The sequence below is a fragment of the Burkholderia sp. LAS2 genome, from assembly GCF_018417615.1.
GTDB classification, from domain to species: Bacteria; Pseudomonadota; Gammaproteobacteria; order Burkholderiales; family Burkholderiaceae; genus Burkholderia; species Burkholderia sola.
The window spans coordinates 258783-280603 of sequence record NZ_CP071054.1 but is presented as its reverse complement, the minus strand read 5'-3'; the positions used below and the strand labels follow the sequence as shown (position 1 = coordinate 280603).

Below are 21821 nucleotides of genomic sequence, written 5' to 3'. Positions count from 1 at the left end.
AATCAATCGCACTTTCCATTCTATGTCAGCATCGGCGGCGCGCCAGGTGCGCGCGGGCCATACGGCGGCGATGCATGCGCGATGCGCCCGCGTGACATGCCAAGGCATGCGCCGCTGATTGAGAGGGGGGCTATCCGCGTTTGCGCAACGGCTCCAACAGGTGCCGCAGGCCGTTGTGATCGATTTCGTGCATCAACGCAAGCTGCCGGCCGATTTCTCCGTGCGGGAACCCTTCGCGGGCCAGCCAATTCAGGTAAGGCCCGGGCAGGTCGGCAATCGGCCGTCCCTTGTATTTTCCAAAGGACATGGTGACGGTGACGAGTTGTTCAAGGTCTGGGGTTTGCATGCGGGTATTGTGCACGGCTTTCCGCTCGCATCGGGGGCCGAGCGATCGAAGGCCGGATTCGACCCTTCACGGGAGGCCGAATCGTGACGCAGTTCCAGCGTGACGGCCATCGATCACCTCCGGCCGGCGGCGCCGGTTGCCCGTCGGATCAAGCCTCGGTGAATCCGGATGCGCCGGCCGGATTGACGCACGGACATTCGACGCGGCCGCCCTTTCGGCAACGACCTCACGGAAAGGCCGCTCCAAACCGCCCGCGCCCCGTTTCCGGCCTGCTAGACTGGAACTTCCCCCTGCAAACGATGGAGGGAATCATGTTGTCCGTCTACGTCGTGAAGACTGGCGAGCAATTCCTGTGTACCGCCGAGGATGGCGATATCGGCATGGCACCGGCGGTTGAAGATGCCACGTCGTTTCTTTCGTACGAAGAAGCGGAAAAGGCAGCGCACGCGCATGCCGATCCCGGATACGAAATCGTCGCCGTCTGCGTGCTCAGGCACTGACATGGCGCCCGCTTCCGGGCGCTCGGCGACGTGATGCGGCTGGCGGCTCCGCTGGCGCCATGTGACATCGGTGGCGCGATCGGCTGCGTACGAAATTCCCTGCGAACGGACGAATTGCGTGTCGTGATTCTCGCGATGGGGTCGCCCTGCGCATCAACAGTCCCACCGTGTACGGCGCACGCGCCTTTCCTGAAACGCCCGGCATCCGGCGCGCACGCCTCGTATGCGGCGCTGCCGGGAACCGGAGCGTCGTTGCTCCGATTTATCTATCGTCTGGGGCCTTTCATGCCCTCCGACTCCATGGCCGCATTCCACTCCTCATTCGCCTCGATCGGGTCCATCGCTTCGTCAACCGACGCCGTTGCGCGCTCGGCCGCCGCGATGGTTTCGTCTGCGTCGGAGGCGACATCGCTGTCGCCGTCGCCAGGGGGATGCAGCATGTCCTCGAGCATCGCGCTCAACTCCGACGTGTCCCATGGCAGCCCACGCCGGGTCCGATCCTTGATGTAGTGCCTCACTTCCGCGTCTTGCTCCACGGTCAGCGGCAGCCCTCGGAAGGTGCTTTGGGGGCCAGCGTCGATCATCGCATTCTCCTGTTTCTACGGCATCCTCAGTGTACTCGTCCATTGCGAACATGCGAGCCGCGATGGGTGCGCGCTTGCGGCGGATCAAACGTATGGGCTCGACAGGCGAACAGCAGCCTGGGCCGGTCATTCAGCGGCTCGGCCAGTTTGTCGGGGAGCCGCGAGCTGTTCATACCACTCATTTCCCTTGGGGAAAACACGTGTCGCTGAACTGGAGAGCGTCGGGACTCACCCGCCTGCGTCTCCGGACGGCGCCTGCCGCAAGCGAGCCGTCCGGTTTCGACGGCCACGCCCGCAGCCATTCGCTGACAACCTCTCACTTCCGCAGCGAAATTTCCACGCGACGATTGCGCGCGCGCCCCTCCGCGGTATCGTTCGACGCCGCCGGATTGGCTTCGCCGTGACCGGTTGCGGCGAACGCATCCGCTTTCAGCCCGTGCTCGCGCAGATACCCCGCGACCGCATCCGCCCGGCGCTTCGACAGCGCCTGGTTGTGCGCATCCGAACCGGTCGCGTCGGTATAGCCGTCCACTTCCACGCGCGAGAAATGCCGGTCGCCCTGCCGGTTCAGCAGCGTGTCGAGCGCGGCGGTGGCCGCGGGCGTCAGCACGGCCGAGTCGGTCGCGAAATACGCATCGCCGGTCAGGCTCACCTTCTCGGCCGACACGGGCGCCGGCGCAACGACCGCGGCGGCCGGCGCGAGCGCCGCACCGCACTGGAACACGATCGAATGCGGATCGGCGCCGTCGCGGTACGGCGTGGTGGTGTCGACCAGGCGCACGGGCTCGTTGCCGCACATGCGCGTCGCGACCTTCATGCAGGTCTTCGCGGTCGACAGGATGCCGTGACAGTCGACCTGGAACGTCCGGATGCCGTTTCGCGACTGCAGTTCGTACGCGTTGTACGTCGGCCCCGACGCACTCGAACAACCCGCGAGGGCAACGACGGACGTCAGCAGGGCAAGATGGATGTTTTTCACTTGATTACTCCGAGAATGCGATGGGCGCAGCGTGCGCGGCGCGATGACGCGACCGCACGCGCATGCATTTGCGTTTGCGTTCGGCGCGGCCCGATCCGGCAACGCGTGCCGGAACGAACCGCTGCGCGCGATCACTTCCACTGATACAGCACGCCCGCGCCGACCACGCGCTGGCTGCCGGCGAAACCGCCGTTCAGCGTCGCCTTCAGGTTCTCCGTGACGCGCGCCTGCACGCCGACCGCCATCGCCTTCTGCCCCTGGAACGTCGCCGTGCCGACCCCCATCGCGAAGTTCGAATCGCGGTCCATGTGCGGGATCGACGCCATCGCGGCGGTCGCGGCAATCCCCTCGCGGGCCATCGAGTCGGTCTGCTGGATCTGCTGCTGCATCTGCGTGAGCTGGTTGTTCACCGTGTTCAGCGACTGCGTGAACTGGTTCGATACCGCATTCAGCTGGTTCACGTTCACCGCGTCGGTGCCCTGCGTGCCGGCCGCGACGTTCACGACCTGCCGCGCCGAATCCGCCGAGCCGACCGCGACCACGTTCGAGCGGCCGCCGTCGTTGCTGCCCGCGCCGATCGCGGTCGAGTTGTTGCCCGATGCGGTCGACCCCACGCCGATCGCGGTCGAGCCGTTGCCGGACGCCGTCGAGCTGTTGCCGACCGCCGTGCTGTTCGAGCCCGACGCGACCGCCCCCGATCCGCCCGCCGACGAATTCGAACCGCTCGCCCCCGGCGGCACGTTGCCGCCGGGCGGGTTCGTCGTGTACTGCCCGCCGAGGTTGGTCGTGCGCTGGTCGATCAACGTCGTCAGCTGGTTCGCGACCGAATCGAGCTGCGACACGTTCACCGCGTCCGTGCCGTTCTTGCCGGCGGCCAGCCCGGTGATCTGCCGGTTGCCGACGTTCACTTCGCCGGCCGACGACTGCGGGCTGCTCAGCCCGTACGCGACGTAGTTCGTCAGCGCGCCGACGGTGGTCAGCGAACCGGCGCCGAGCGCGACGCTGTTCGCGAATGTCGCCGAGGCCCCTGCGCCGAGCGCAAGCGCATCGGTCGCGCTGCCGCGCGCCCCCGAGCCGAGCGCGACGCTGCCCACGCTGACCGCCACCGCGTTGGCGCCTTGTGCGACCGACTGCGCGCCGGTCGCCGTCGCGCCGCTGCCCAGCGCGATCGCATCGGCCTGCGCGGCACTCGCCGCCTGCCCGATCGCGATGCCGCCCGGCGCGGTCTGGTCGACGATCGCGCCGTTGCCGATGCCCACGCCGTTGTCGCCGTTGACGACCGTCGTCGGCCCGACCGCGATCGATTCCGCGCCGACCGCGAGCGAATCGCCGGCCGTCGAGTTCGCGTGGAAATATTTCTGGCCCGTGACCGCGAACGACTGCAGCGCGCCGGTCAGCTGGCGCACCGTCACCGCATCCTGCTGGCCGGTGCCGTCGGCGACGTTGGTGATCTGGCGGTACGTCCGGTTCGTCGCATCGCCGACCGATACCGCGCCGAGCAGCGTCTGGTCGGTCGTGTCGAACGGGATCGACGCACTGCCGTTGCGGATGATGCCGGAGGCGGGCGCCGTCGCGCGGTCGGCCACCGAACCGGAGCCGAGCGCGATGCTGCCGTCCACGCGAGAAATCGCGTTCGGGCCGATCGCGACGCTGTCCAGGCCGAGCGCCTGGCTGTCCGGCGCGGTGGAGTTCGCGTGGAAGTACTTGATGCCGTTCGCGTTGATGTTGTCGATCGCCGAGCCGACGTTGTTGTTGATCGTGGTGGAGCCGTCGCTGTTGTACGTCACGTACGACGGTGACGAGATCGTGCCGGTGGTCGGATCGTAGGTGGCGCCGCCGCCGATCGCGCCGGCCGTGCTGTTGCCGAGGTTCGTGTTGTTGTTCGTGATCGAGCTCAGGCTGGTCGACAGCGAACCGATGCCGGTCGACGTGGCGGTGGACAGCGAAGTCAGGTTGCTGTTGGTCGAACTCAAGCCGGTGGACAGCGAGCCGACGACGGTCGAGGTCGACGTGGACAGCGACGTGATCGTGCTGTTGGTCGAGCTCAAGCCGGTGGACAGCGAGCCGACGACGGTCGACGTCGACGTCGACAGCGACGTGATCGTGCTATTGGTCGAACTCAGGCCGGTCGACAGCGAGCCGACGACGGTCGACGTCGACGTGGACAACGACGTCAGGTTGCTGTTGGTCGAGCTCAGGCCGGTGGACAACGAATCGACGGCCGTCGACGTCGACGTGGACAACGACGTGATCGTGCTGTTGGTCGAACTCAAACCGGTGGACAACGAACTAATGCCGGTCGACGTGGACGTGGACAACGACGTGATGCTCGACGCCGTCGACGTCGACAGCGAATCGAGCGCCGTGTTCGTCGCGGCAAGCTGCGAGCCGTTGATCGCGTCCGTGCTCGCCGAACTGATCCGCCCGGCCGCGACGTTGGTGATCTGGCGCTCGCTGCCCGCTTTACCGACGCTGACGACGCTGGTCGGGTTGACGCCGTTGAAGTTGTACGTGACGCCACCGATGACCGCGCTGGCCGTCGGGTTCGGCGCGGCCGTCGTCGATCCCGAGCCGAGCGCGACATCGTTTGCGTTGTTGGCCACGGCCGACGCGCCGAACGCGACCGCCCCCGCCGCCGCTGCCGTCGACGTATTGCCGAGTGCGAGCGAACCCGTGCCCTGCGCGTTGTTCGTATTGCCGATCGCCACCGCGCCGTCACCGTTCGCGGTGTTGTTCGAGCCCATCGTGACCGCGCCGGTGCCGATCGCGCTGCTCGGATCGCCGATCGCGACCGCGCCGTTGCCGCTCACCGTCTGGCCCAGGCCGAGCGCGACGGCACCGATGCCGCCCAGCACCTTCGAGTTGTTGCCGCCAGCGATCGAGCCCGCCCCCGCGGTGGCGGCGACCGAGTTCGAATCGCCGATCGCGACGGTCGACCCGGCCGCCGCGACGCTGTTGATGCCGACCGCCGTCGCATTCGTGGCCGACGCCGTCGCGCCGGGGCCCAGCGCGCTGGACGAAACGCCGGTCGCCAGCGACAGATTGCCGAGCGCCGTCGCGAACTGTTGCGTTGCAGTCGCCTGCACACCCATCGCGATCGAGCTGAGGCCCGACGCATTCGCGTTCAGGCCGAATGCCAGCGCATTGTCCGCGCCGGCCGACGTGTTCGAGCCCATTGCGATCGAACTCGTGCCGAGCGACTGCGTGCCCGAGCCGGGCACACCGGCGGTGCCGCCCCAGCCGATCGCGATCGACGAGGTGCCCTTCGCGCCGCTGTTGACGCCCATCGCGACGCCGGAATTACCGGTCGTCAGCGCCCCGCTGCCAACGGCCACGCCTGCCGCGCCCGTACTGGTCGACTGGTTGCCGAGCGCGACGGAGCCCGTGTTCGTGGCATGCGACGCATAGCCGAGCGAGACGCTCTGCGCACCCGCCGCACTGGCACCGAGCCCCACCGCCGCCGCGTACTGACCGGACGCCAGCGCGTTGTTGCCCAACCCGATGGCGGACACACCGGTCGCCGCCGCGCCGCTGCCCATCGCGACCGTGCCGCTTTGAGTCGCGCTCGACAGGTTGCCGATGGCGACCGAGTAGTCACCGGAACCGATCGCCTGCACGCCGAGCGCCGAACTGTTGACGCCGGTCGCCTGCGCGTTGATGCCGACGGCCGTCGAAGCATCCGCCATCGCATGCGCGCCCGGGCCCAGCGCCGTGGCCGACACGCCTTGCGCCGTCGACAGGTTGCCCAGGGCGGTGGAATTCTGCTGCGCGGCAGTCGAACCGACGCCGATCGAGATCGATGTCACGCCGCCGTTCGCGGTACCGCCATCCGGTGCGTACTGCGCATGGGCGCCCACATGGAACAACGCGAGATACGCGGACGCCATCAGCACGGCGAGCCGTCGCGGCGTAGGCATACTCGCATGCGTCGAACCGCCCGCGCTCGCGGCATGCGCCGACGCGTCGAGCGACGATGCGACACGCTTGCCGCGTGCCCGGTCAAGCTCCGAAGCCGCAACCCAGGCCCCCAATGCTTCGTTCCAGATCGACTTGAACGACTTGTTCATCTTGTATTCCCTCGGTTCTCATGTGCTGGATGACGCAACAGCGAACGCGGCGTCAGGCGCAGCGCGGACCCTCTGCGCTTTTGCCTGTCTCGCGACGTCTCGCCTCTCACTTCGCATAACTAATCAAAACCACGAACAACGTTGCCCGACACGCTCGCCCTACATCGCGAGTGCACGACAGATCGCCGCGCATGCCCGTTCGGCACGATGCGCGACGGCGAAAAGCCGGTTATCGATTCACGGAAGTCGACATCGCCTGCCCGGCGGCGACACGGCGCACGACGCGTCGCGAATCCGCACGCGCGCACACCGTCGCACCCGCCGAGGGGCGACTTCGAGTCTCATTGGAAAAGCGTCGCTCGGACGCAGGACGAACGGACGCCGGCCCGCATCGCGGGCGGCCCGTCATCTTTCATTCAGGCGGCGAAAGGCGCCATGCTGTCCCCGCATCTGAAGCATTCGCCGCCGGATCGCTGACGCTGACGGCCGGCACCGGATCGATCGACCCGACACCCTGACCTGCCATGCTTGTCGTATTCATATTTTTCGTATCCGCCTGATTCGATAGAGCGCCACGCGCGGCCCGTCGGATCGATCAATCCGCCCGGCGGCCCACGCGAAGCCACTCACCCCTTTCCGTCCGGCTGGCGTCCGGCTTTCCGGGTTCCCGGAAAAACCGGCCACTCACCGAACGACCCCGGCATCGAATTAATCGATCGAATTTTCGTGACGATTTATTCTCGCCCGATGCCTCACACCCAGACCCACCCCGCCATTTCGCGACTCATCTTGTTTATCTGTGAATTTCGCGAATGATGACGTTTTCATTACCCTCGTGCTCGTTATCTTCTTGTAATCGTCCGAACGCCCCATTGGAATGCCATCAATCGATACGAAATTGAATACGGGACACACACGAAGCGACGGCGACCGCAATTTTTATGGCGGCCGGACGCGTCCAAAAAACCGATTCCAGCCACGTTGGGGCTAGTGTGCCGATATTCGTCCAAACAAACCTTTTCTGCAGCGGAAAAATACTTTTCCGGAGCGGACGACATTTACATTCATACACATCAGACGGAAACCCGATTTTTCAGAAAGGCGAATGCCGTCCTGTATTCGACCAAAGCTCATTCGACGACAAGGAATCGATGGTTTCGATTTACGCCGTCATCATCGAATTCGACACTACTTGCATTAATTCATCATTCGGGCCAATTCCATTCAAACCGTCATTTAACCGGAAATAAAGACCGGGATTTTATAAATCGATTCGGCACATTTTTCCGACTCATTTTCCCGACGAGCGGGACGACACCGCCGCGCAGCCGCGACGCCCACGCGACAAGCCCCCACGCGCCGCACGGAATCCTCACAATCGACGCTGCTGTCGACATATAATTTTTCGCAACAATCGTCCAGATTGCGATGCCCCGATTTGACAGGCCACTCCCTTCCAACGCGTTCGCAACCATGTCATCCCGCTTGTCCAGTTCGGCGTCGCCACGCACCACGCCGGATCTCGCTGGCGCCCATATCCTGATCGTCGACGACCGCCCGAACGACCTGCGGCTCCTGACCGAAATCCTGCGCACCGCGCAGTGCCGGATCAGCGTCGCATTCGACGGGCTGCAGGCCTATCACCGTGCGCAGGCCATCGCGCCCGACCTGATCCTGATGGACGTGCGCATGCCGCGCATGGACGGTTTCGCCGCGAGCCGGCTGCTGGCGTCGACGCCGTCGACGCAGTCCATTCCGGTGATCATCCTGACGGCCGCGGGCGATCTCGAGGATCGGATCGCGGGGCTCGAAACGGGCGCGATCGACTACATCGTCAAGCCCTTTGAACCGGCGGAAGTCATCGCGCGCATCCGCAATCACCTGAAGCGCGTGCGGCGCAGCCAGCCGTTCGCGCACCTGCCCGAATTACCTGACAACCCCGACGCGACGCTCGTGCGCGCGGCGAGCGACGTGCTGCTGCGCGACCTGCGCCATCCGCCGGCCCTCGAGGATCTCGCGAAGCAGGTCGGCACGCACGAAAAGCGGCTGTCGCGCGTGTTCCGCGACCATCTCGGCCAGACCGTATTCGAGTACCTGCGCGACACGCGGCTACGCGCCGCGATGCACTTCCTGTCGGAAACGTCGATGGGAATCGGCGACATCGCCGAGGAAATCGGCTTCTCCACGCCCGGCAATTTCGCGACGGCGTTCCGCGAACGCTTCGGCATCACGCCGTCCGACTGGCGGCGCCAGCGCCATGCGGTCGACACGCCGGCCGCACCGGGGGGGCGCCACGGCGATGCGTAGGCACCCCGCGGCATGGACGGCCGGATGTCGCGCGTTGCTCCTGCTTCTGGCGGCGCTGGCCGTCACGTGCGCGACGGCCCGTGCCGCGATGGCGCCGAATCCCGCTCAACTCGAAGCCGTGTCGGTATTCGAAGACACCGGCGCGACGCTGTCCGCCGACGCGGTGGCTGCACGGCTCGCCGATTCCGCACGCGGCACGTCCGCCGCGCTCCGGCCGTCGTTCAACGTCACGTTCTCCCGATCGGCATGGTGGGTCGGCGCGACGCTCGTCAATCGCGACACCACGGCGCACCCGCTGGTGCTCGCGATTCGCGACGCACGCGTCGACCGCGCCGACTTCTTTGTCGGCCGCAACGGCCAGTGGATCGCCGCCAGCCGCTTCCCTGCCACCGCCCGCAACGGCGACACCGACGCGAGCCGGCTGCTGTCCCGCTATCCGGCCCTGGACGTCACGCTGCAGGCGGGCGAAAGCGTGCCGGTGCTGATCCGCGTCACGTCACGCAAGGAAATGCGGCTCGCGCCGTTCGCGTTCACCCGCTTGGCATGGGATGCGCAGGAAGTCCGCGCGGCCATGTGGAACTTCGGCTTCCTCGGCGGACTGCTGGCGCTCGTCTGGTGCGCGCTGTTGATCGGGTTCTTCTCGCGCAACGCCGTGTTTTACGTGCTGGCGGGGATCGGCCTGTGCACGACGCTGTTCGAGGCGACGTACCGCGGCTATACGGCGCTGATTCCGTGGCCGGGCGTGCACGAATGGTCCGCGCGCGGCGAGGTGATCTTCGCGTACCTGGCGGTCGCGCTGTTCATCGTCTTCATCCTGAAGGTCGCGCACGACGAGAAGGCCCGGCTGCCGGTGCGCGGCTTGTTCGTCACGTGCCTCGTCCTCGAATGCATCGGCATGGCCGGCGTCGCCGTCGGCGATCTGCTGACCTTCACCCGGTTCTGCCTGTGGCTGAACGCCGCGATGTCGGTGCTCGACATCGGCGTCGCGCTGACGCTCGCGATCCGCCGCACCCCGACGGGCCGCGTGATGCTGATCGCGATCGCGATCGCGACCTTCAACATGCTGATCCGTATACTCGACGGCCGGGATGCGTTGCCGTCCGTGCTGTCATGGATCCACTCCGACGTCTTTCCGAACCCCGTCATCGCGATCATCGGGCTCGCGACGCACCTGCTGGTGCTGGCCGCGTGGATCCATCACGTGGGCCGGCAGCGCACCGAGGCACGCAAGCGGCTCGAACACTGGCAGCTCACCGAGCAGGACCGGCTGCGCGACGAGGTCGCGCGGCGCACGGTGGCGCTCAACGAAGCGTTGCAGCAGTCGAAGACGCACATGCAGCAGAAGATCGAGACGCTCGGCTATGTCAGCCACGACCTGCGCGCGCCGCTGTCGACGATCAACGGTTACGCGAAGCTGCTGCTGCAAGGCGCGACGCGCGGGCAGGCGCGGCTGATCCGGTCGATCGACCGCAGCATCCGCTATCAGCTCGCGTTGATCGACGAATTGCTCGCGTTCACGAAGGCCGAACTCCAGCCGCTCGGCGTCGCGCCCGATCGCACCGACCTGCCCGGGCTGCTGGACGACATCGGCCACTACGCGGCCGCGCTGTGCGAGCAGCAGCACAACCGGTTCGACTATCGGCCGGTCACGGCGCTGCCGCGCACGGTGCGGATCGACGGCATTCGCCTGCAACAGGTATTGCTGAACCTGCTGTCGAACGCATCGAAATTCACGCGCGACGGCACGGTCGCGCTGTCGGTTCACGCGTCGCGCGAAGGCGATGCATGGCGCCTGCTGTTCGAGGTCGCCGATACGGGCATCGGCATCGACATCGGCGCGACCGATGACATCTTCCGCGCGTACCAGCAGGTGCAGGCGGTGAACGGCGGCACCGGGCTCGGCCTGTTCATCGCGCAGCGCATCGTCGCCGCGATGGGCGGCGAGCTGGCCGTCGCGAGCCAGCCGGGCGTCGGCACGACGTTCTCGTTCGCGGTCGTCGCGCCGGCCCTCGGCCATGCGCTCGCGCCGGCGTCGGGGCTCGTCAGGCGGTTCGATCCCGCCGTCGAAGCGGAACTGGCCAGCGCCGCGCCCGCGATGCACTGCCCGCCCGCCGACGCGCTCGCCGAGCTGATCGCGCTCGCCGGCGAGGGCCGGCTGACCGATATCGAGGAATGGCTCGGCCAGTATGCGGACGAGCCGGACCATGCGCCGTTCGCGCGGGAAGTGCGCGCGCACCTCGATGCGCTGGACTTGCCGGCGATCGGAAGACTGGCCGGCTCGCTGAAACGCACGCGCGTCGCGGATACGTCGTTCGACACCGAGGCGGACACGACCGGGCCGGCGTGACGGCGCGGACGCAGGCGGCATGCGGCCGCGCGCGTCACTCCACCGCGATTCCCGCGCGCCGCCGATCGGCCCGCTCGACCACGCGGGCCAGCCGAATGATGTCGGTCAAGCCGAATTCGCCGGCATCCGGGCGCGGCCGGCCATGCTCGTCGGCCACGCGCATCGCGAACGCCAGCGCTTCCGAGCGCTCGCGCAGCAGCACCCGCAGCGCGTCGGCCACGATCCGGCAGTCGCGCGCGTCGCCCAGGTCGAGCAGCGGCCGACGGCCATGCTCGACGGCCAGCGCATCGGCCATGCCCGTCGTCAGATCATCGCGCTTCATCGTGTTCTCCTCGCGCAAGGGTAGTCGGTCGCACTACGATCGCCGCATCGTCGATACCAGCCCGATGTCCTCCTTGGGCGGCGCCGGCCGCGCGGGCGCGGCGGCCTGCGTCGGCCGCTGCGCGCCGAGCCCCGTGCCGCCGGTGCGGCGCCGCGTCGCGTGCCGCTCGATGACCCGCTGCAGCACGCAGAACACGCACAACAGCGCGCCGATCACGATCCGCGTCCACCACGAGCTCAGCGTGCCGTCGAACGTGATCAGCACCTGAATCGTGCCGAGGATGCCGACCCCGAACACCGAGCCGATCACGTAGCCCACGCCGCCCGTCAGCAGCGTGCCGCCGATCACGGTCGCGGCGATCGCGTCGAGCTCCATCCCCTGCGCCTGCAGCCCGTAGCCCGACAGCACGTAGAGCGTGAACACCACGCCGCCGAGCGCCGAACAGAAACCGCTCAGCGCATAGACGCCGACCTTCGTGCGCGCGACCGGCAAGCCCATCAGCAGCGCCGAGCGTTCGTTGCCGCCGACCGCATACACGTTGCGGCCGAAGCGCGTGAAATGCGCGACGTAGATCGCGACGGCCAGCGTCGCGAGCGCGATCAGCGCACCGGCGCTCAGCATGCCGCTGCCGAGCGGCACGCTGATGCCCGCGATCGCATGGAACGCCGGCGCATTGATCGTGATCGACTGCGTCGTGATCAGGAAGCACGCGCCGCGCGCGAGAAACATCCCGGCGAGCGTGACGATGAACGGCTGCAGCTTGAAGTAGTGGATCAACGCGCCCATCGCCGCGCCGTACAGCGCGCCGAACGCGAGCACCAGCGGCACGATCACCCACACGGGCCAGTGCAGCCGTTCGGCGCCGACCGCGCAGAAGATCGTTGTCAGCGCAACGACCGAGCCGACCGACAGGTCGATGCCGCCCGACACGATCACGAACGTCATCCCGATCGCGACGATCAGCAGGAACGCATTGTCGACGAGCAGGCCGGTCAATACCTGCATCGAGAAAAAGCCCGTGTACATCACGGACCCGAAGCCGAACAGCGCGGCGAACAGCACGATCGTCACGACGATCGGCAGCGTGCGCGGATCGGCGAGGCGGCCAAGGAAACGGGTCATCGCGGCGTCGCTCCGGTGGTGGTGGCGCGCGATCGCGCGGAAGGCAGCAGCCGCGACGCATGCCGCACGAGCAGCGCGCGCGCCGCGTCCGACTGGATCAGCGTCACGACGATCACGACGACCGCCTTGACGACGAGCGTCGCCTCCGGCGGCACGCCGATCGAATAGGTCGTGTAGGTGAGCGTCTGGATGATCAGCGCGCCGAGCACCGAGCCCGCGAGGCTGAAGCGGCCGCCGAGCAGCGACGTGCCGCCGAGCGTGACCGCGAGGATCGCGTCGAGTTCGAGCAGCAGCCCCGCGTTGTTGCCGTCGGCGCTGCGCACGTTCGAGCTCGCGAGGATGCCCGCGAGCGCGGACATCACGCCCGAGCACAGATACACGCCGAACACGATCGCACCCGAGCGCAGCCCGACGAGCCGCGTCGCGACCGGATTCACGCCGATCGCGCGAATGAACAGCCCGAGCGCCGTGCGGTTCACCAGCAGCGCGATCGCGCCGATCGTCGCCAGCGCGATCCACACCGCGCACGGCACGGTCGCGAGATAGCCGCCGCCGAGTGCGAGGTAGCCGGGCGCCCCGATCGGGATGATCTGGCCGCCCGTCAGCAGTTGCGCGATGCCGCGCCCGGCCACCATCAGGATCAGCGTCGCGATGATCGGCTGCATCCCGACGAAGGCGACGAGCAGCCCGTTCCACGCGCCGGCCAGCAGCCCGACGCCGAGCGCGGCGACCAGCGCCGTGCCGACTTGCGACGGGTCCGCCTCCAGCACGGTCGCGGCCGCCGCGCCGGCGATCGCGACGATCGCGCCGACCGAGATGTCGATCCCGCGCGTCGCGATCACGAGCGTCATGCCGAGCGACACGATCACGAGCGGCGCCGCGCGATTCAGGATGTCGATCGGCGCGCCGAACAGATGGCCGTCGAGCAGCGCGATCGACAGGAAACCGGGACGATGCGCGACGTCCAGCGCGAACAGCAGCACGAGCGTCAGCACCGGCCACGCGAGCGAATGACGAAACAGCGTGCGTAGCCACGTCATGCCTGGCCTCCTGCGATCAACCGGTAAACCTGTTCCTCGGACGCATCGGCGCCGCTCAGCTCCGCGACCTTGCGCCGGTCGCGCAGCACCGCGATCCGGTGGCTCACGCGCACGACCTCGCCGATCTCCGACGAGATGAACAGGATCGCAAGCCCCTGCGCGCACAGCGCGAGCACGCGCTCCATGATGTCGAACTTCGCGGCGACGTCGATGCCGCGCGTCGGCTCGTCGAGAATCAGCAGCTTCGGGTCCGTCGCGAGCCAGCGCGCGAGCAGCACCTTCTGCTGATTGCCGCCCGACAGCAGCCCGATCGGCTGCTCCGCGTCGCGCGCCTTGATGCCGAGCCGCGCGATATACGTGTCCGCGATCTCGCGCTGGCGCGCCCGACCGATCAGCCGCCACCAGCCGCGCCGCGCCTGCAGCGCGAGCACGATGTTCTCGCGGATCGACAGTGCGGCGACGATACCCTCCTTCTTGCGATCCTCCGGGCAGTACGCGATCCCGTTGCGCACCGCGTCGTGCGGCGACGCGAGCCGCTTGCGCGCGCCGTCGATCTCGATCGCGCCGGTATCGGGGCGCGCGGCGGCGAACGCCAGTTGCGCGGTTTCGGTGCGGCCCGAGCCGAGCAGCCCGGCCAGCCCGACGATCTCGCCGGGGCGCACGTCGAGATCGAGCGCGCTCATCATCCCGCGCCGGCCGACCTGCTGCATCGACAGGAACGGCGCATCGGCCGCGGCGGTACGCTCGACCGCGGCGGCGCCGGCCTGCAACGTTTCGGACATGCGCTCGCGGCCGGTCATCTTCGCGACCAGCACGTCGACCGGCAGGTCGCGCGCGAGGTACTCGCCTTCGCGCTCGCCGTTGCGCATTACGGTGATCCGGTCGGACACCGCATAGGTCTGCTCGAGAAAATGCGTGACGAACAGGATCGCGATACCCGACGCCTTCAGCCGGCGCAGCACGTCGAACAGCCGCGCGACCTCGCCGTCGTCGAGGCTCGACGTCGGTTCGTCGAGAATCAGCACGCGCGCGTCGACCGACACCGCCCGCGCGATCGCGACCATCTGCTGCACCGCGATCGGATACGAATCGAGCGAACGCGTGACGTCGAGCGCGAGATCGAGTTCGGCGAGCGCGTCGCGCGCCCGTGCGTGGATCGTCTTCCAGTCGATCGCACCGCGCCGCATCGGCTGGCGGCCCGCGAAGATGTTCTCCGCGACCGACAGGTTCGCGCAGAGGTTCACTTCCTGATACAGCGTCTGGATCCCGGCCGCCTCGGCCTCGCGCGGCGCGGCGAAATTCACCGGCGCGCCGCCGACGCGAATCTCGCCCGCATCGTGCGCATGCACGCCGGTGAGCACGTTGATCAGCGTCGACTTGCCCGCGCCGTTCTGGCCCATCAGCGCGTGGATCTCGCCCGGAAACAGCCGGAAGTCCACGCGCTGCAGCGCGCTGACGCCCGGAAACGACTTGTCGATGCCGATCATCTCGACCACCGGCGGACTCTGCATGCATCCTCCCTCGAAGCGTCGCCGGACGGCGGCCGCGCGGCCGCCGCCCGGGCGGACAGGTCAGTACTTGCGGGTCGGCAGCACCTGCGCCGCGACGTTCATCGGGAACACCGTCTCGTTGGTCACGATGCGCTTGGGCAACTGCTTGCCGGCGACCACGTCCTTCACCGCGGTCATCAGTTGCGGGCCGAGCAGCGGGCTGCATTCGACGTCGACGTTGATCTTGCCCGCGACCATCGCCTGAAAGCCGCCCTTGGTCGCGTCGAACGACACGACGCTGACGTCCTTGCCGGGCTTGATGCCGGCCTCTTCCATCGCCTGGATCGCGCCGAGCGCCATGTCGTCGTTGTGCGCGTAGACGACGTTGATCTGCTTGCCGTAGGTCTTCGCGAACGCTTCCATCACCTGCTTGCCGCCGGCGAGCGTGAAGTCGCCGCTCTGCGATGCGATGACCTTGAATTTCGGATTGTTCTTGATCACTTCGAGCAGGCCCGCGCGGCGGTCGTTGGCCGGCGCGGAACCGACCGTGCCCTGCAGCTCGACGATATTGATCGGGCCCGCATCGTTCTTGTAGCGCTCTTCGAGCCAGTGGCCGGCGCGCCGCCCTTCCTCGAGGAAGTCGGAGCCGATCATCGTCACGTACAGCGACGGGTCCTTCACGTCGACGCCGCGGTCGGTCAGGATCACCGGGATATGCGCGGCCTTCGCTTCGGTCAGCACCGGCTCCCAGCCCGATTCGACGACCGGCGAGAACGCGATCACGTCGACCTTCTGCGCGATGAACGAGCGGATCGCGCGAATCTGGTTCTCCTGTTTCTGCTGTGCGTCGGAAAACTTCAGGTTGATGCCGGCGTCCTTCGCCGCGCCCTTCACCGATACGGTGTTCGCGGTGCGCCACGCGCTTTCCGCGCCGACCTGCGAGAACCCGAGCGTGATCGGCTTTTGCTGCGCGTGCGCGCCGCCTGCCAGCACCGTCGCCGCGGCGACGATCGCGCCGGCCGCGAGCTTCCTGATGAATGTCATGGTCCGTCTCCGATGATGTCGTTGTGTGCCGCGGCGCTGTTGTGTTTCTGCGTGGCGCTGGCGCGGATCGGGCTGCCCCGGCCGGCGTGTCGTGCCGGCGCGGTATACAGGCCCCGCATCAGTTTAGGAACAAGTCCGATAACCTTCCAATGAAATATTGGATTGGGGCGATGCCGGAATCGGCATGCGTATAAACACCTAACCACGCGAGCGAGGCCGGGCGCGGCGGCGCACGGTTCTTGCTCCGTCGCAATGGCTGTTCGCACCCCATGCCAGGCGAGCGCCCTTCACGCGAACCCAAGGAGACAAGCATGATCGCTGCCCGTGAGCGCGGGTCGCCGCGCACCGCCGCCGCCGGCCGGCGCGTCGCGACATGAAGCGGCCCGCTTCGAGCGCCGTCGCGGCGCTGCGCCATGTCGACGACCGCCAGCCCGGCTACACGCGCCGCCGGCTGCGCAACGGCTTCGCGTACTACGGGCCGGACGGCATGCGGATTCGCGATGCCGCGGAAATCGCCCGCATCGACGCGCTCGCGATCCCGCCCGCGTACACCGACGTGTGGATCTGCGCCGACCCGCTCGGCCACTTGCAGGCGACGGGCCGCGACGCGCGCGGCCGCAAGCAGTACCGCTATCACCCGCAATGGCGGGAAACCCGCGATGCGAACAAGTACGCGCGGATGGCCGCGTTCGCGCGGGCGCTGCCGCGTATCCGCGCCCGCGTCGCGCGCGATCTGGCGCTGCCGGGCATGCCGCGCGACAAGGTCGTCGCGACGATCGTCCGCTTGCTCGATACGACGCTCGCGCGGATCGGCAACGCGGAATATGCGCGCGAAAACGGCTCGTACGGGCTGACGACGCTGCGCAAGCGCCATTTGAAGATCCAGCCCGGCCAGGTGCGGCTGCGCTTTGCCGGCAAGAGCGGGATCGAGCACGACGTGACGGTCGACGACGCGCGGGTCGCGCGGATCGTCCGGCGCTGCGCGGAGTTGCCCGGGCACGAGCTGTTCCAGTATGTGGACGACGACGGCGTACGCCATCCGGTCGGGTCGTCCGACGTGAACGACTACCTGCGCGAGGCCGGCGGCGCCGATTTCACCGCGAAGGATTACCGGACCTGGGCCGGCAGCGTGCACGCGCTCGGATTGCTGCGGCGCATCGAGCATCGCGGCGTCACGCATGCGCGCAAGCAGATCGTCGAGACCGTGCGCGCGGTGGCCGACCTGCTGCGCAACACGCCGGCCGTGTGCCGGCGCTGCTACATCCATCCGGCTGTACTCGACGCGTTCGAGGCGGGCACGCTCGCCGCGCTCGCGGTCCGGCGTACGCCGCGCGGCCTGCGCGCGGACGAAGCGGCGTTCGTCGCGTTGCTGGTCTCCGCGAGCCGGCGCCCGGCGAGATGACCGTCCACGCCGCGCCTGCGCCCACCGGGGCGCGATCGGCATCGCTGCTTCCCCGCGTGTCGTTTACCACCGGGTTCCGGGCGCATGACCGATAGCCGCTCGCGCCCGTTTCTCTAAACTGGTTCGCACAACACACCTGCCCGGTGTCGTCCGCCGCGCGCGTCACGCCACCGGCATCGAGGCATCCCCGAGACATCCGCCTTCGCTGTCCGTCGGCCCGCACGCCCCCGCTGCATTCCCGCCGGCCACGCCGCCAAGGCCATTCCAGGAGAGATCATTGAGTTCATCGCAAGCGCGCCCCGCGAAAACCCGGTCTTCGCGCCAGTCCATCAAGCTGGATGACATCACGATCGTCGACCCGGCCGTCCTCAAGCGCGCGGTCGGCGCGATGGCGTTCGGCAATGCGATGGAATGGTTCGACTTCGGCGTCTACAGCTATATCGCCGTCACGCTCGGCAAGGTGTTCTTCCCGTCGAGCAGCCCGTCCGCGCAGTTGCTCGCGACCTTCGGCACGTTCGCGGCCGCGTTCCTCGTGCGTCCGCTCGGCGGCATGGTGTTCGGGCCGCTCGGCGACCGCATCGGCCGCCAGCGCGTGCTCGCCGCGACGATGATCATGATGGCCGTCGGCACCTTCGCGATCGGCCTGATCCCGAGTTATGCGTCGATCGGCATCCTGGCGCCGATCCTGCTGCTCGTCGCCCGCCTCGTGCAGGGCTTCTCGACCGGCGGCGAATACGGCGGCGCGGCGACCTTCATCGCCGAGTTCTCGACCGACAAGCGTCGCGGCTTCATGGGCAGCTTCCTCGAGTTCGGCACGCTGATCGGCTATACGCTCGGCGCGGCCACGGTCGCGCTGCTGACGGCCACGCTGTCGCAGGAAGCGCTGCTGTCATGGGGCTGGCGCGTGCCGTTCTTCATCGCCGGCCCGCTCGGCCTCGTGGGCCTCTACGTGCGGCTCAAGCTCGAGGAAACGCCGGCCTTCCAGAAGGAGGCCGAAGCACGCGAAGCGGACGAGCGCGCGCGGCCGAAGCAGCGCTTCGCGACGCTGCTCGTCGAACAGTGGAAGCCGCTGCTGCAATGCGTCGGCCTCGTGCTGATCTTCAACGTGACCGACTACATGGCGCTGTCGTACCTGCCGAGCTACCTGTCGGCGACGCTGCACGTGCGCGAATCGCACGGCCTCTTCATGGTGCTGCTCGTGATGGTGCTGATGATGCCGATGACGCTGTACGCCGGGCACCTGTCCGACAAGATCGGCCGCAAGCCGGTGATGATGGCCGGCTGCGTGGGCCTGCTCGCGCTGTCGGTGCCGGCGCTGATGCTGATCCGCACCGGCGGCATGCTGCCGATCTTCGGCGGGATGCTGATCTACGGGATCCTGCTGTCGACGTTCACGGGCGTGATGCCGTCGGCGCTGCCTGCCCTCTTCCCGACGCGGATCCGCTACGGCGCGCTCGCGATCGGTTTCAACGTGTCGGTGTCGCTGTTCGGCGGCACGACGCCGCTCGTCGCCGCGTGGCTGGTCGATCGCACCGGCGACCTGATGATGCCCGCGTACTACCTGATGGGCGCGTCGTTCATCGGCATCGTGTCGGTGCTCGCGCTGCGCGAAACCGCGCGCCAGCCGCTACTTGGCTCCGGGCCGTGCGTCGCGAGCCGCGCGGAAGCGTTGAGCCTCGTGCACGGCGGCGCCGACGAAGCGCGGGTGCGCGACCGCAAGTTCACGGCGATCAGCGAGCGCGCGTAACGCGGGCCTCTGCGGGCCGATGCGACGCCGCGCGGCTTGCGCGGGCGTCGCCGTTCGCGCGATCGTTCGAATGGGCAACGGGCTTGCCACGACGCCTCCGCTTCGCGGACGTGGGTCGGACGCCCATGCGCGAAAACCGGACGATGGATCACGCGCGCCCCGGCGCGTTTTCGGCGCGAAATTCGCAGACAAGTTCGCCGCCGACCGCGAGTTCGTCGATCTGATCGGCCGTCAGCGCGACGATCGTTGCGGCACTTTCATCCGAGATGCCCAATTGCCGCTTGCCCTGCTCGTAGTGGACACGCAGTATGCGTTGGGCCAGCACGAGATACGCGCGATTGAATTCCGCGATTGCATCGAAGATATCGCCCTGTTCGGTCATGACCGCTCCTGAGCCGACGGCGGGTCTTGCGGGGCCGCGCGCGGCGCCGCGACCGGCCGTGCAGTAATGAATCCCTGAATCTATGTCAGGCGACGCGCATCATGCGGACAATTCCCAGGTCTGATCCGACATACGCGAAATCGCCGCTTGCAAAGCGATGATTCGCGATTCGCCATGTGTCGCTGTCGGATTCGGCCTAGATTCGGTCACCCCCGGAAAGCGGAACACCCCTACGATTTTCGGACGGCGCGCGGGGCCGGTTGCGCGAGCGCGCACGGTACCGTGCCAACGACGATGGCATTCGCGCATCGTCGCCCTCTATCGGCATCGTCGATGCCTGAACCCGAACGAGTGGAATCCGAAAACCATGTTGAAAGTGACGAAAGCCGTCTTTCCGGTCGCCGGTCTCGGCACGCGATTTCTACCGGCGACCAAGGCCAGCCCGAAGGAAATGCTGCCGGTCGTGGACAAGCCGCTGATTCAATATGCGGTCGAGGAAGCGATCGACGCCGGCATCACCGAAATGATTTTCGTGACCGGCCGCAGCAAGCGCGCGATCGAAGACCACTTCGACAAATCCTACGAGATCGAAGCCGAGCTCGAGGCGCGCGGCAAGGAAAAGCTGCTGTCGCTGGTTCGCAGCATCAAGCCGAACCACGTGGACTGCTTCTACGTTCGCCAGGCCGAAGCACTGGGGCTCGGCCATGCCGTGCTGTGCGCGGAGAAGCTGGTCGGCGACCAGCCGTTCGCCGTGATCCTCGCGGACGACCTGCTCGACGGTCCGACGCCCGTGTTGCGCCAGATGATCGACGTGTTCGATCACTATCACGCGTCGGTGATCGGCGTGGAGGAAATCGCGCCCGAGGCATCGACGTCGTACGGCGTGATCGACGGCAAGCGCTGGGAGGACAACCTGTTCAAGGTGTCCGGCATCGTCGAGAAGCCGGCGCCGGCGAACGCGCCGTCGAATTTCGGCGTGGTGGGGCGTTACGTGTTGAAGCCGAAGGTGTTCGAGCATCTGCGCGCGCTGCGGCCGGGGGCCGGCGGCGAACTGCAACTGACGGACGCGATCCAGTCGCTGCTGACGGACGAACAGGTGCTCGCCCATCGCTACGACGGCACGCGTTTCGATTGCGGCAGCAAGCTCGGGTATCTGAAGGCGACGGTCGAGTTCGCGCTGCGGCACCCGGAGGTGGCCGCGGACTTCGAAAGCTATCTGGCCGCGCGCATGTCGACGCTGCTGGCCGCCTGACCGGCCACACGACGCACCCGGTCATGTGGACGGCCATCAGCGATCTCGGCGACGCGGCGATGACGTTGCCGCTTGCGCTCGTGTGCATCGGCTGGTTGACGTGCTCGGCGACCGGGCGACGTTACGCGGCGTCGTGGGCGCTAATGCTCGCGGCCGGCATGGCGCTGGTCGGCGCCACGAAGATGCTGTACGCCGGCTGCGGGGTCCAGATCCGCGCGATCGATTTCCGCGTGATCAGCGGACATACGATGCTCGCATCGGCGGTCTGGCCGATGACATGCGTGCTGGCACTGAGCAGCGGAACGTCATGGCGGGCGAACACGTCGCTGTTGCTCGGGCTCGCGCTCGGCGCGCTGATCGGCGTGGCGCGCGTGTTCGACGACGCGCACACGCCGGCGGAAGTCGTCGCCGGCTGGCTCGTCGGCTCGGCCGTCGCGCTGGCGTTCGTGCGGCGGCATGGCGCACCGCGTGTCGATGCGCGGTATCGCGCGCTCGTCGCCGGGTCGCTATTGGCCGTGTCGGCCGTCGCCTATGGTCGACACGCGCCGATTCAGGCGGCGATCGACAACTATTCGCCGTTTTTGTGCGGGCGGTTCGCGCTGCGGCCCTGACGGGCGCGGGTCGGACGACGCGGCGTGCGATGGCCGGCGCTGCCCCTCGCCGGCGCCGGCGCGCGCAGACCGCTTCGTCGACCCCGCCGGAAAAAGACGGAATGCCGCCCGGATCGGACAACGCCGCTCGCCCGCTCGTCCGACCGCCTATGCTTGATCGCCGGAATCGAGTCGTCCCGAACGACGACCCCGTATTCCTCGTGCGAACCGGCGAGCAAGCGAGCCCTGCCCGACAGGCACCTTGCCCGCGTCGCGACGCACCTCGCCGTACGGCGCCGG

General features: G+C 67.7%; 17 protein-coding genes. 7 read left to right on the top strand and 10 right to left on the bottom strand.

Translation table 11 applies throughout. The features are described 5' to 3' along the window. Positions 1-130: 130 nt before the first annotated feature. A complete protein-coding gene (locus JYG37_RS30410; protein WP_213346939.1) occupies positions 131-346 on the bottom strand; it encodes a DUF3820 family protein in 216 nt (71 codons plus the stop codon). A 311-nt stretch (positions 347-657) separates the two neighbouring features. Here JYG37_RS30410 and JYG37_RS30405 point away from each other — a divergent pair, with 311 nt between their 5' ends. Next, positions 658-846, top strand: coding sequence for a hypothetical protein (locus JYG37_RS30405; protein WP_050013539.1), 189 nt, complete (start codon positions 658-660; stop codon positions 844-846). A gap of 266 nt (positions 847-1112) precedes the next feature. Here JYG37_RS30405 and JYG37_RS30400 read toward each other — a convergent pair whose 3' ends face one another. The 3 genes from JYG37_RS30400 to JYG37_RS30390 form a co-directional block, all read right to left on the bottom strand. Then, positions 1113-1430, bottom strand: coding sequence for a hypothetical protein (locus JYG37_RS30400; RefSeq protein WP_050013540.1), 318 nt, complete (start codon positions 1428-1430; stop codon positions 1113-1115). 316 nt (positions 1431-1746) lie between these two features. Then, complete coding sequence (locus tag JYG37_RS30395) at positions 1747-2409, bottom strand: OmpA family protein (RefSeq protein WP_050013647.1); 663 nt, start codon at positions 2407-2409, stop codon at positions 1747-1749. 131 nt (positions 2410-2540) lie between these two features. Further along, entirely contained in the window at positions 2541-6476 is a 3936-nt protein-coding gene (locus JYG37_RS30390) for a YadA-like family protein (RefSeq protein ID WP_213346937.1), read from the bottom strand. Between the two features lie 1473 nt (positions 6477-7949). Here JYG37_RS30390 and JYG37_RS30385 point away from each other — a divergent pair. Then, positions 7950-8783 (top strand): response regulator transcription factor, encoded by an 834-nt coding sequence (locus JYG37_RS30385; protein WP_124592616.1) that lies wholly within the window; start codon positions 7950-7952, stop codon positions 8781-8783. After that, a complete protein-coding gene (locus JYG37_RS30380; protein WP_124630071.1) occupies positions 8776-11130 on the top strand; it encodes a sensor histidine kinase in 2355 nt (784 codons plus the stop codon). Before JYG37_RS30385 ends, JYG37_RS30380 begins: the two co-directional genes overlap by 8 nt. Before the next feature lie 34 nt (positions 11131-11164). Here the strand turns inward: JYG37_RS30380 and JYG37_RS30375 are convergent, their stop codons facing one another. The 5 genes from JYG37_RS30375 to JYG37_RS30355 are packed head-to-tail and all read right to left on the bottom strand — an operon-like array spanning position 11165 to position 16148. Further along, positions 11165-11470: a hypothetical protein gene (locus tag JYG37_RS30375; protein ID WP_235356196.1), complete on the bottom strand. Its 306-nt coding sequence runs from the start codon at positions 11468-11470 to the stop codon at positions 11165-11167. Positions 11471-11485: 15 nt separating this feature from the next. Next, positions 11486-12574 carry a galactofuranose ABC transporter, permease protein YjfF gene (gene yjfF / locus JYG37_RS30370; RefSeq protein ID WP_124592614.1) on the bottom strand — a complete coding sequence of 363 codons (1089 nt, stop codon included), beginning with the start codon at positions 12572-12574 and terminating at the stop codon, positions 11486-11488. Next, entirely contained in the window at positions 12571-13614 is a 1044-nt protein-coding gene (locus tag JYG37_RS30365; protein ID WP_050013545.1) for an ABC transporter permease, read from the bottom strand. Before JYG37_RS30365 ends, yjfF begins: the two co-directional genes overlap by 4 nt. Then, complete coding sequence (locus JYG37_RS30360) at positions 13611-15125, bottom strand: sugar ABC transporter ATP-binding protein (protein ID WP_124630070.1); 1515 nt, start codon at positions 15123-15125, stop codon at positions 13611-13613. The genes JYG37_RS30365 and JYG37_RS30360 overlap by 4 nt, the downstream gene beginning before the upstream one ends. Positions 15126-15185: 60 nt before the next feature. Further along, positions 15186-16148, bottom strand: coding sequence for an ABC transporter substrate-binding protein (locus JYG37_RS30355; protein WP_006481192.1), 963 nt, complete (start codon positions 16146-16148; stop codon positions 15186-15188). Positions 16149-16521: 373 nt separating this feature from the next. Here JYG37_RS30355 and JYG37_RS30350 point away from each other — a divergent pair, with 373 nt between their 5' ends. After that, the gene (locus JYG37_RS30350) at positions 16522-17550 is read left to right on the top strand and encodes a DNA topoisomerase IB (protein WP_089490088.1); all 1029 of its coding nucleotides are present in this window, start codon (positions 16522-16524) and stop codon (positions 17548-17550) included. Positions 17551-17827: 277 nt separating this feature from the next. Then, positions 17828-19297 (top strand): glycine betaine/L-proline transporter ProP, encoded by a 1470-nt coding sequence (gene proP, locus JYG37_RS30345; RefSeq protein ID WP_089490089.1) that lies wholly within the window; start codon positions 17828-17830, stop codon positions 19295-19297. A 148-nt stretch (positions 19298-19445) separates the two neighbouring features. Here proP and JYG37_RS30340 read toward each other — a convergent pair whose 3' ends face one another. Then, positions 19446-19679, bottom strand: coding sequence for a flagellar transcriptional regulator FlhD (locus JYG37_RS30340; protein WP_050013549.1), 234 nt, complete (start codon positions 19677-19679; stop codon positions 19446-19448). Between the two features lie 367 nt (positions 19680-20046). Between JYG37_RS30340 and galU the strand changes: the two genes are divergently transcribed. Then, positions 20047-20931, top strand: a complete 885-nt coding sequence (gene galU, locus JYG37_RS30335) for a UTP--glucose-1-phosphate uridylyltransferase GalU (RefSeq protein WP_050013550.1) — start codon at positions 20047-20049, stop codon at positions 20929-20931. Between the two features lie 23 nt (positions 20932-20954). Beyond that, positions 20955-21542, top strand: a complete 588-nt coding sequence (locus JYG37_RS30330; protein WP_124630068.1) for a phosphatase PAP2 family protein — start codon at positions 20955-20957, stop codon at positions 21540-21542. The last annotated feature ends 279 nt before the right edge of the window (positions 21543-21821 follow it).

Coding starts and splice junctions, on each gene's coding strand:
- JYG37_RS30380 (WP_124630071.1), top strand. CDS start 8,776: ATGCGTAGGCACCCCGCGGCATGGACGGCCGGATGTCGCGCGTTGCTC.
- JYG37_RS30385 (WP_124592616.1), top strand. CDS start 7,950: ATGTCATCCCGCTTGTCCAGTTCGGCGTCGCCACGCACCACGCCGGAT.
- JYG37_RS30355 (WP_006481192.1), bottom strand. CDS start 16,148: ATGACATTCATCAGGAAGCTCGCGGCCGGCGCGATCGTCGCCGCGGCG.
- JYG37_RS30390 (WP_213346937.1), bottom strand. CDS start 6,476: ATGAACAAGTCGTTCAAGTCGATCTGGAACGAAGCATTGGGGGCCTGG.
- JYG37_RS30360 (WP_124630070.1), bottom strand. CDS start 15,125: ATGCAGAGTCCGCCGGTGGTCGAGATGATCGGCATCGACAAGTCGTTT.
- galU (WP_050013550.1), top strand. CDS start 20,047: ATGTTGAAAGTGACGAAAGCCGTCTTTCCGGTCGCCGGTCTCGGCACG.
- JYG37_RS30405 (WP_050013539.1), top strand. CDS start 658: ATGTTGTCCGTCTACGTCGTGAAGACTGGCGAGCAATTCCTGTGTACC.
- JYG37_RS30410 (WP_213346939.1), bottom strand. CDS start 346: ATGCAAACCCCAGACCTTGAACAACTCGTCACCGTCACCATGTCCTTT.
- JYG37_RS30400 (WP_050013540.1), bottom strand. CDS start 1,430: ATGATCGACGCTGGCCCCCAAAGCACCTTCCGAGGGCTGCCGCTGACC.
- JYG37_RS30340 (WP_050013549.1), bottom strand. CDS start 19,679: ATGACCGAACAGGGCGATATCTTCGATGCAATCGCGGAATTCAATCGC.
- yjfF (WP_124592614.1), bottom strand. CDS start 12,574: ATGACCCGTTTCCTTGGCCGCCTCGCCGATCCGCGCACGCTGCCGATC.
- JYG37_RS30330 (WP_124630068.1), top strand. CDS start 20,955: ATGTGGACGGCCATCAGCGATCTCGGCGACGCGGCGATGACGTTGCCG.
- JYG37_RS30365 (WP_050013545.1), bottom strand. CDS start 13,614: ATGACGTGGCTACGCACGCTGTTTCGTCATTCGCTCGCGTGGCCGGTG.
- JYG37_RS30350 (WP_089490088.1), top strand. CDS start 16,522: ATGAAGCGGCCCGCTTCGAGCGCCGTCGCGGCGCTGCGCCATGTCGAC.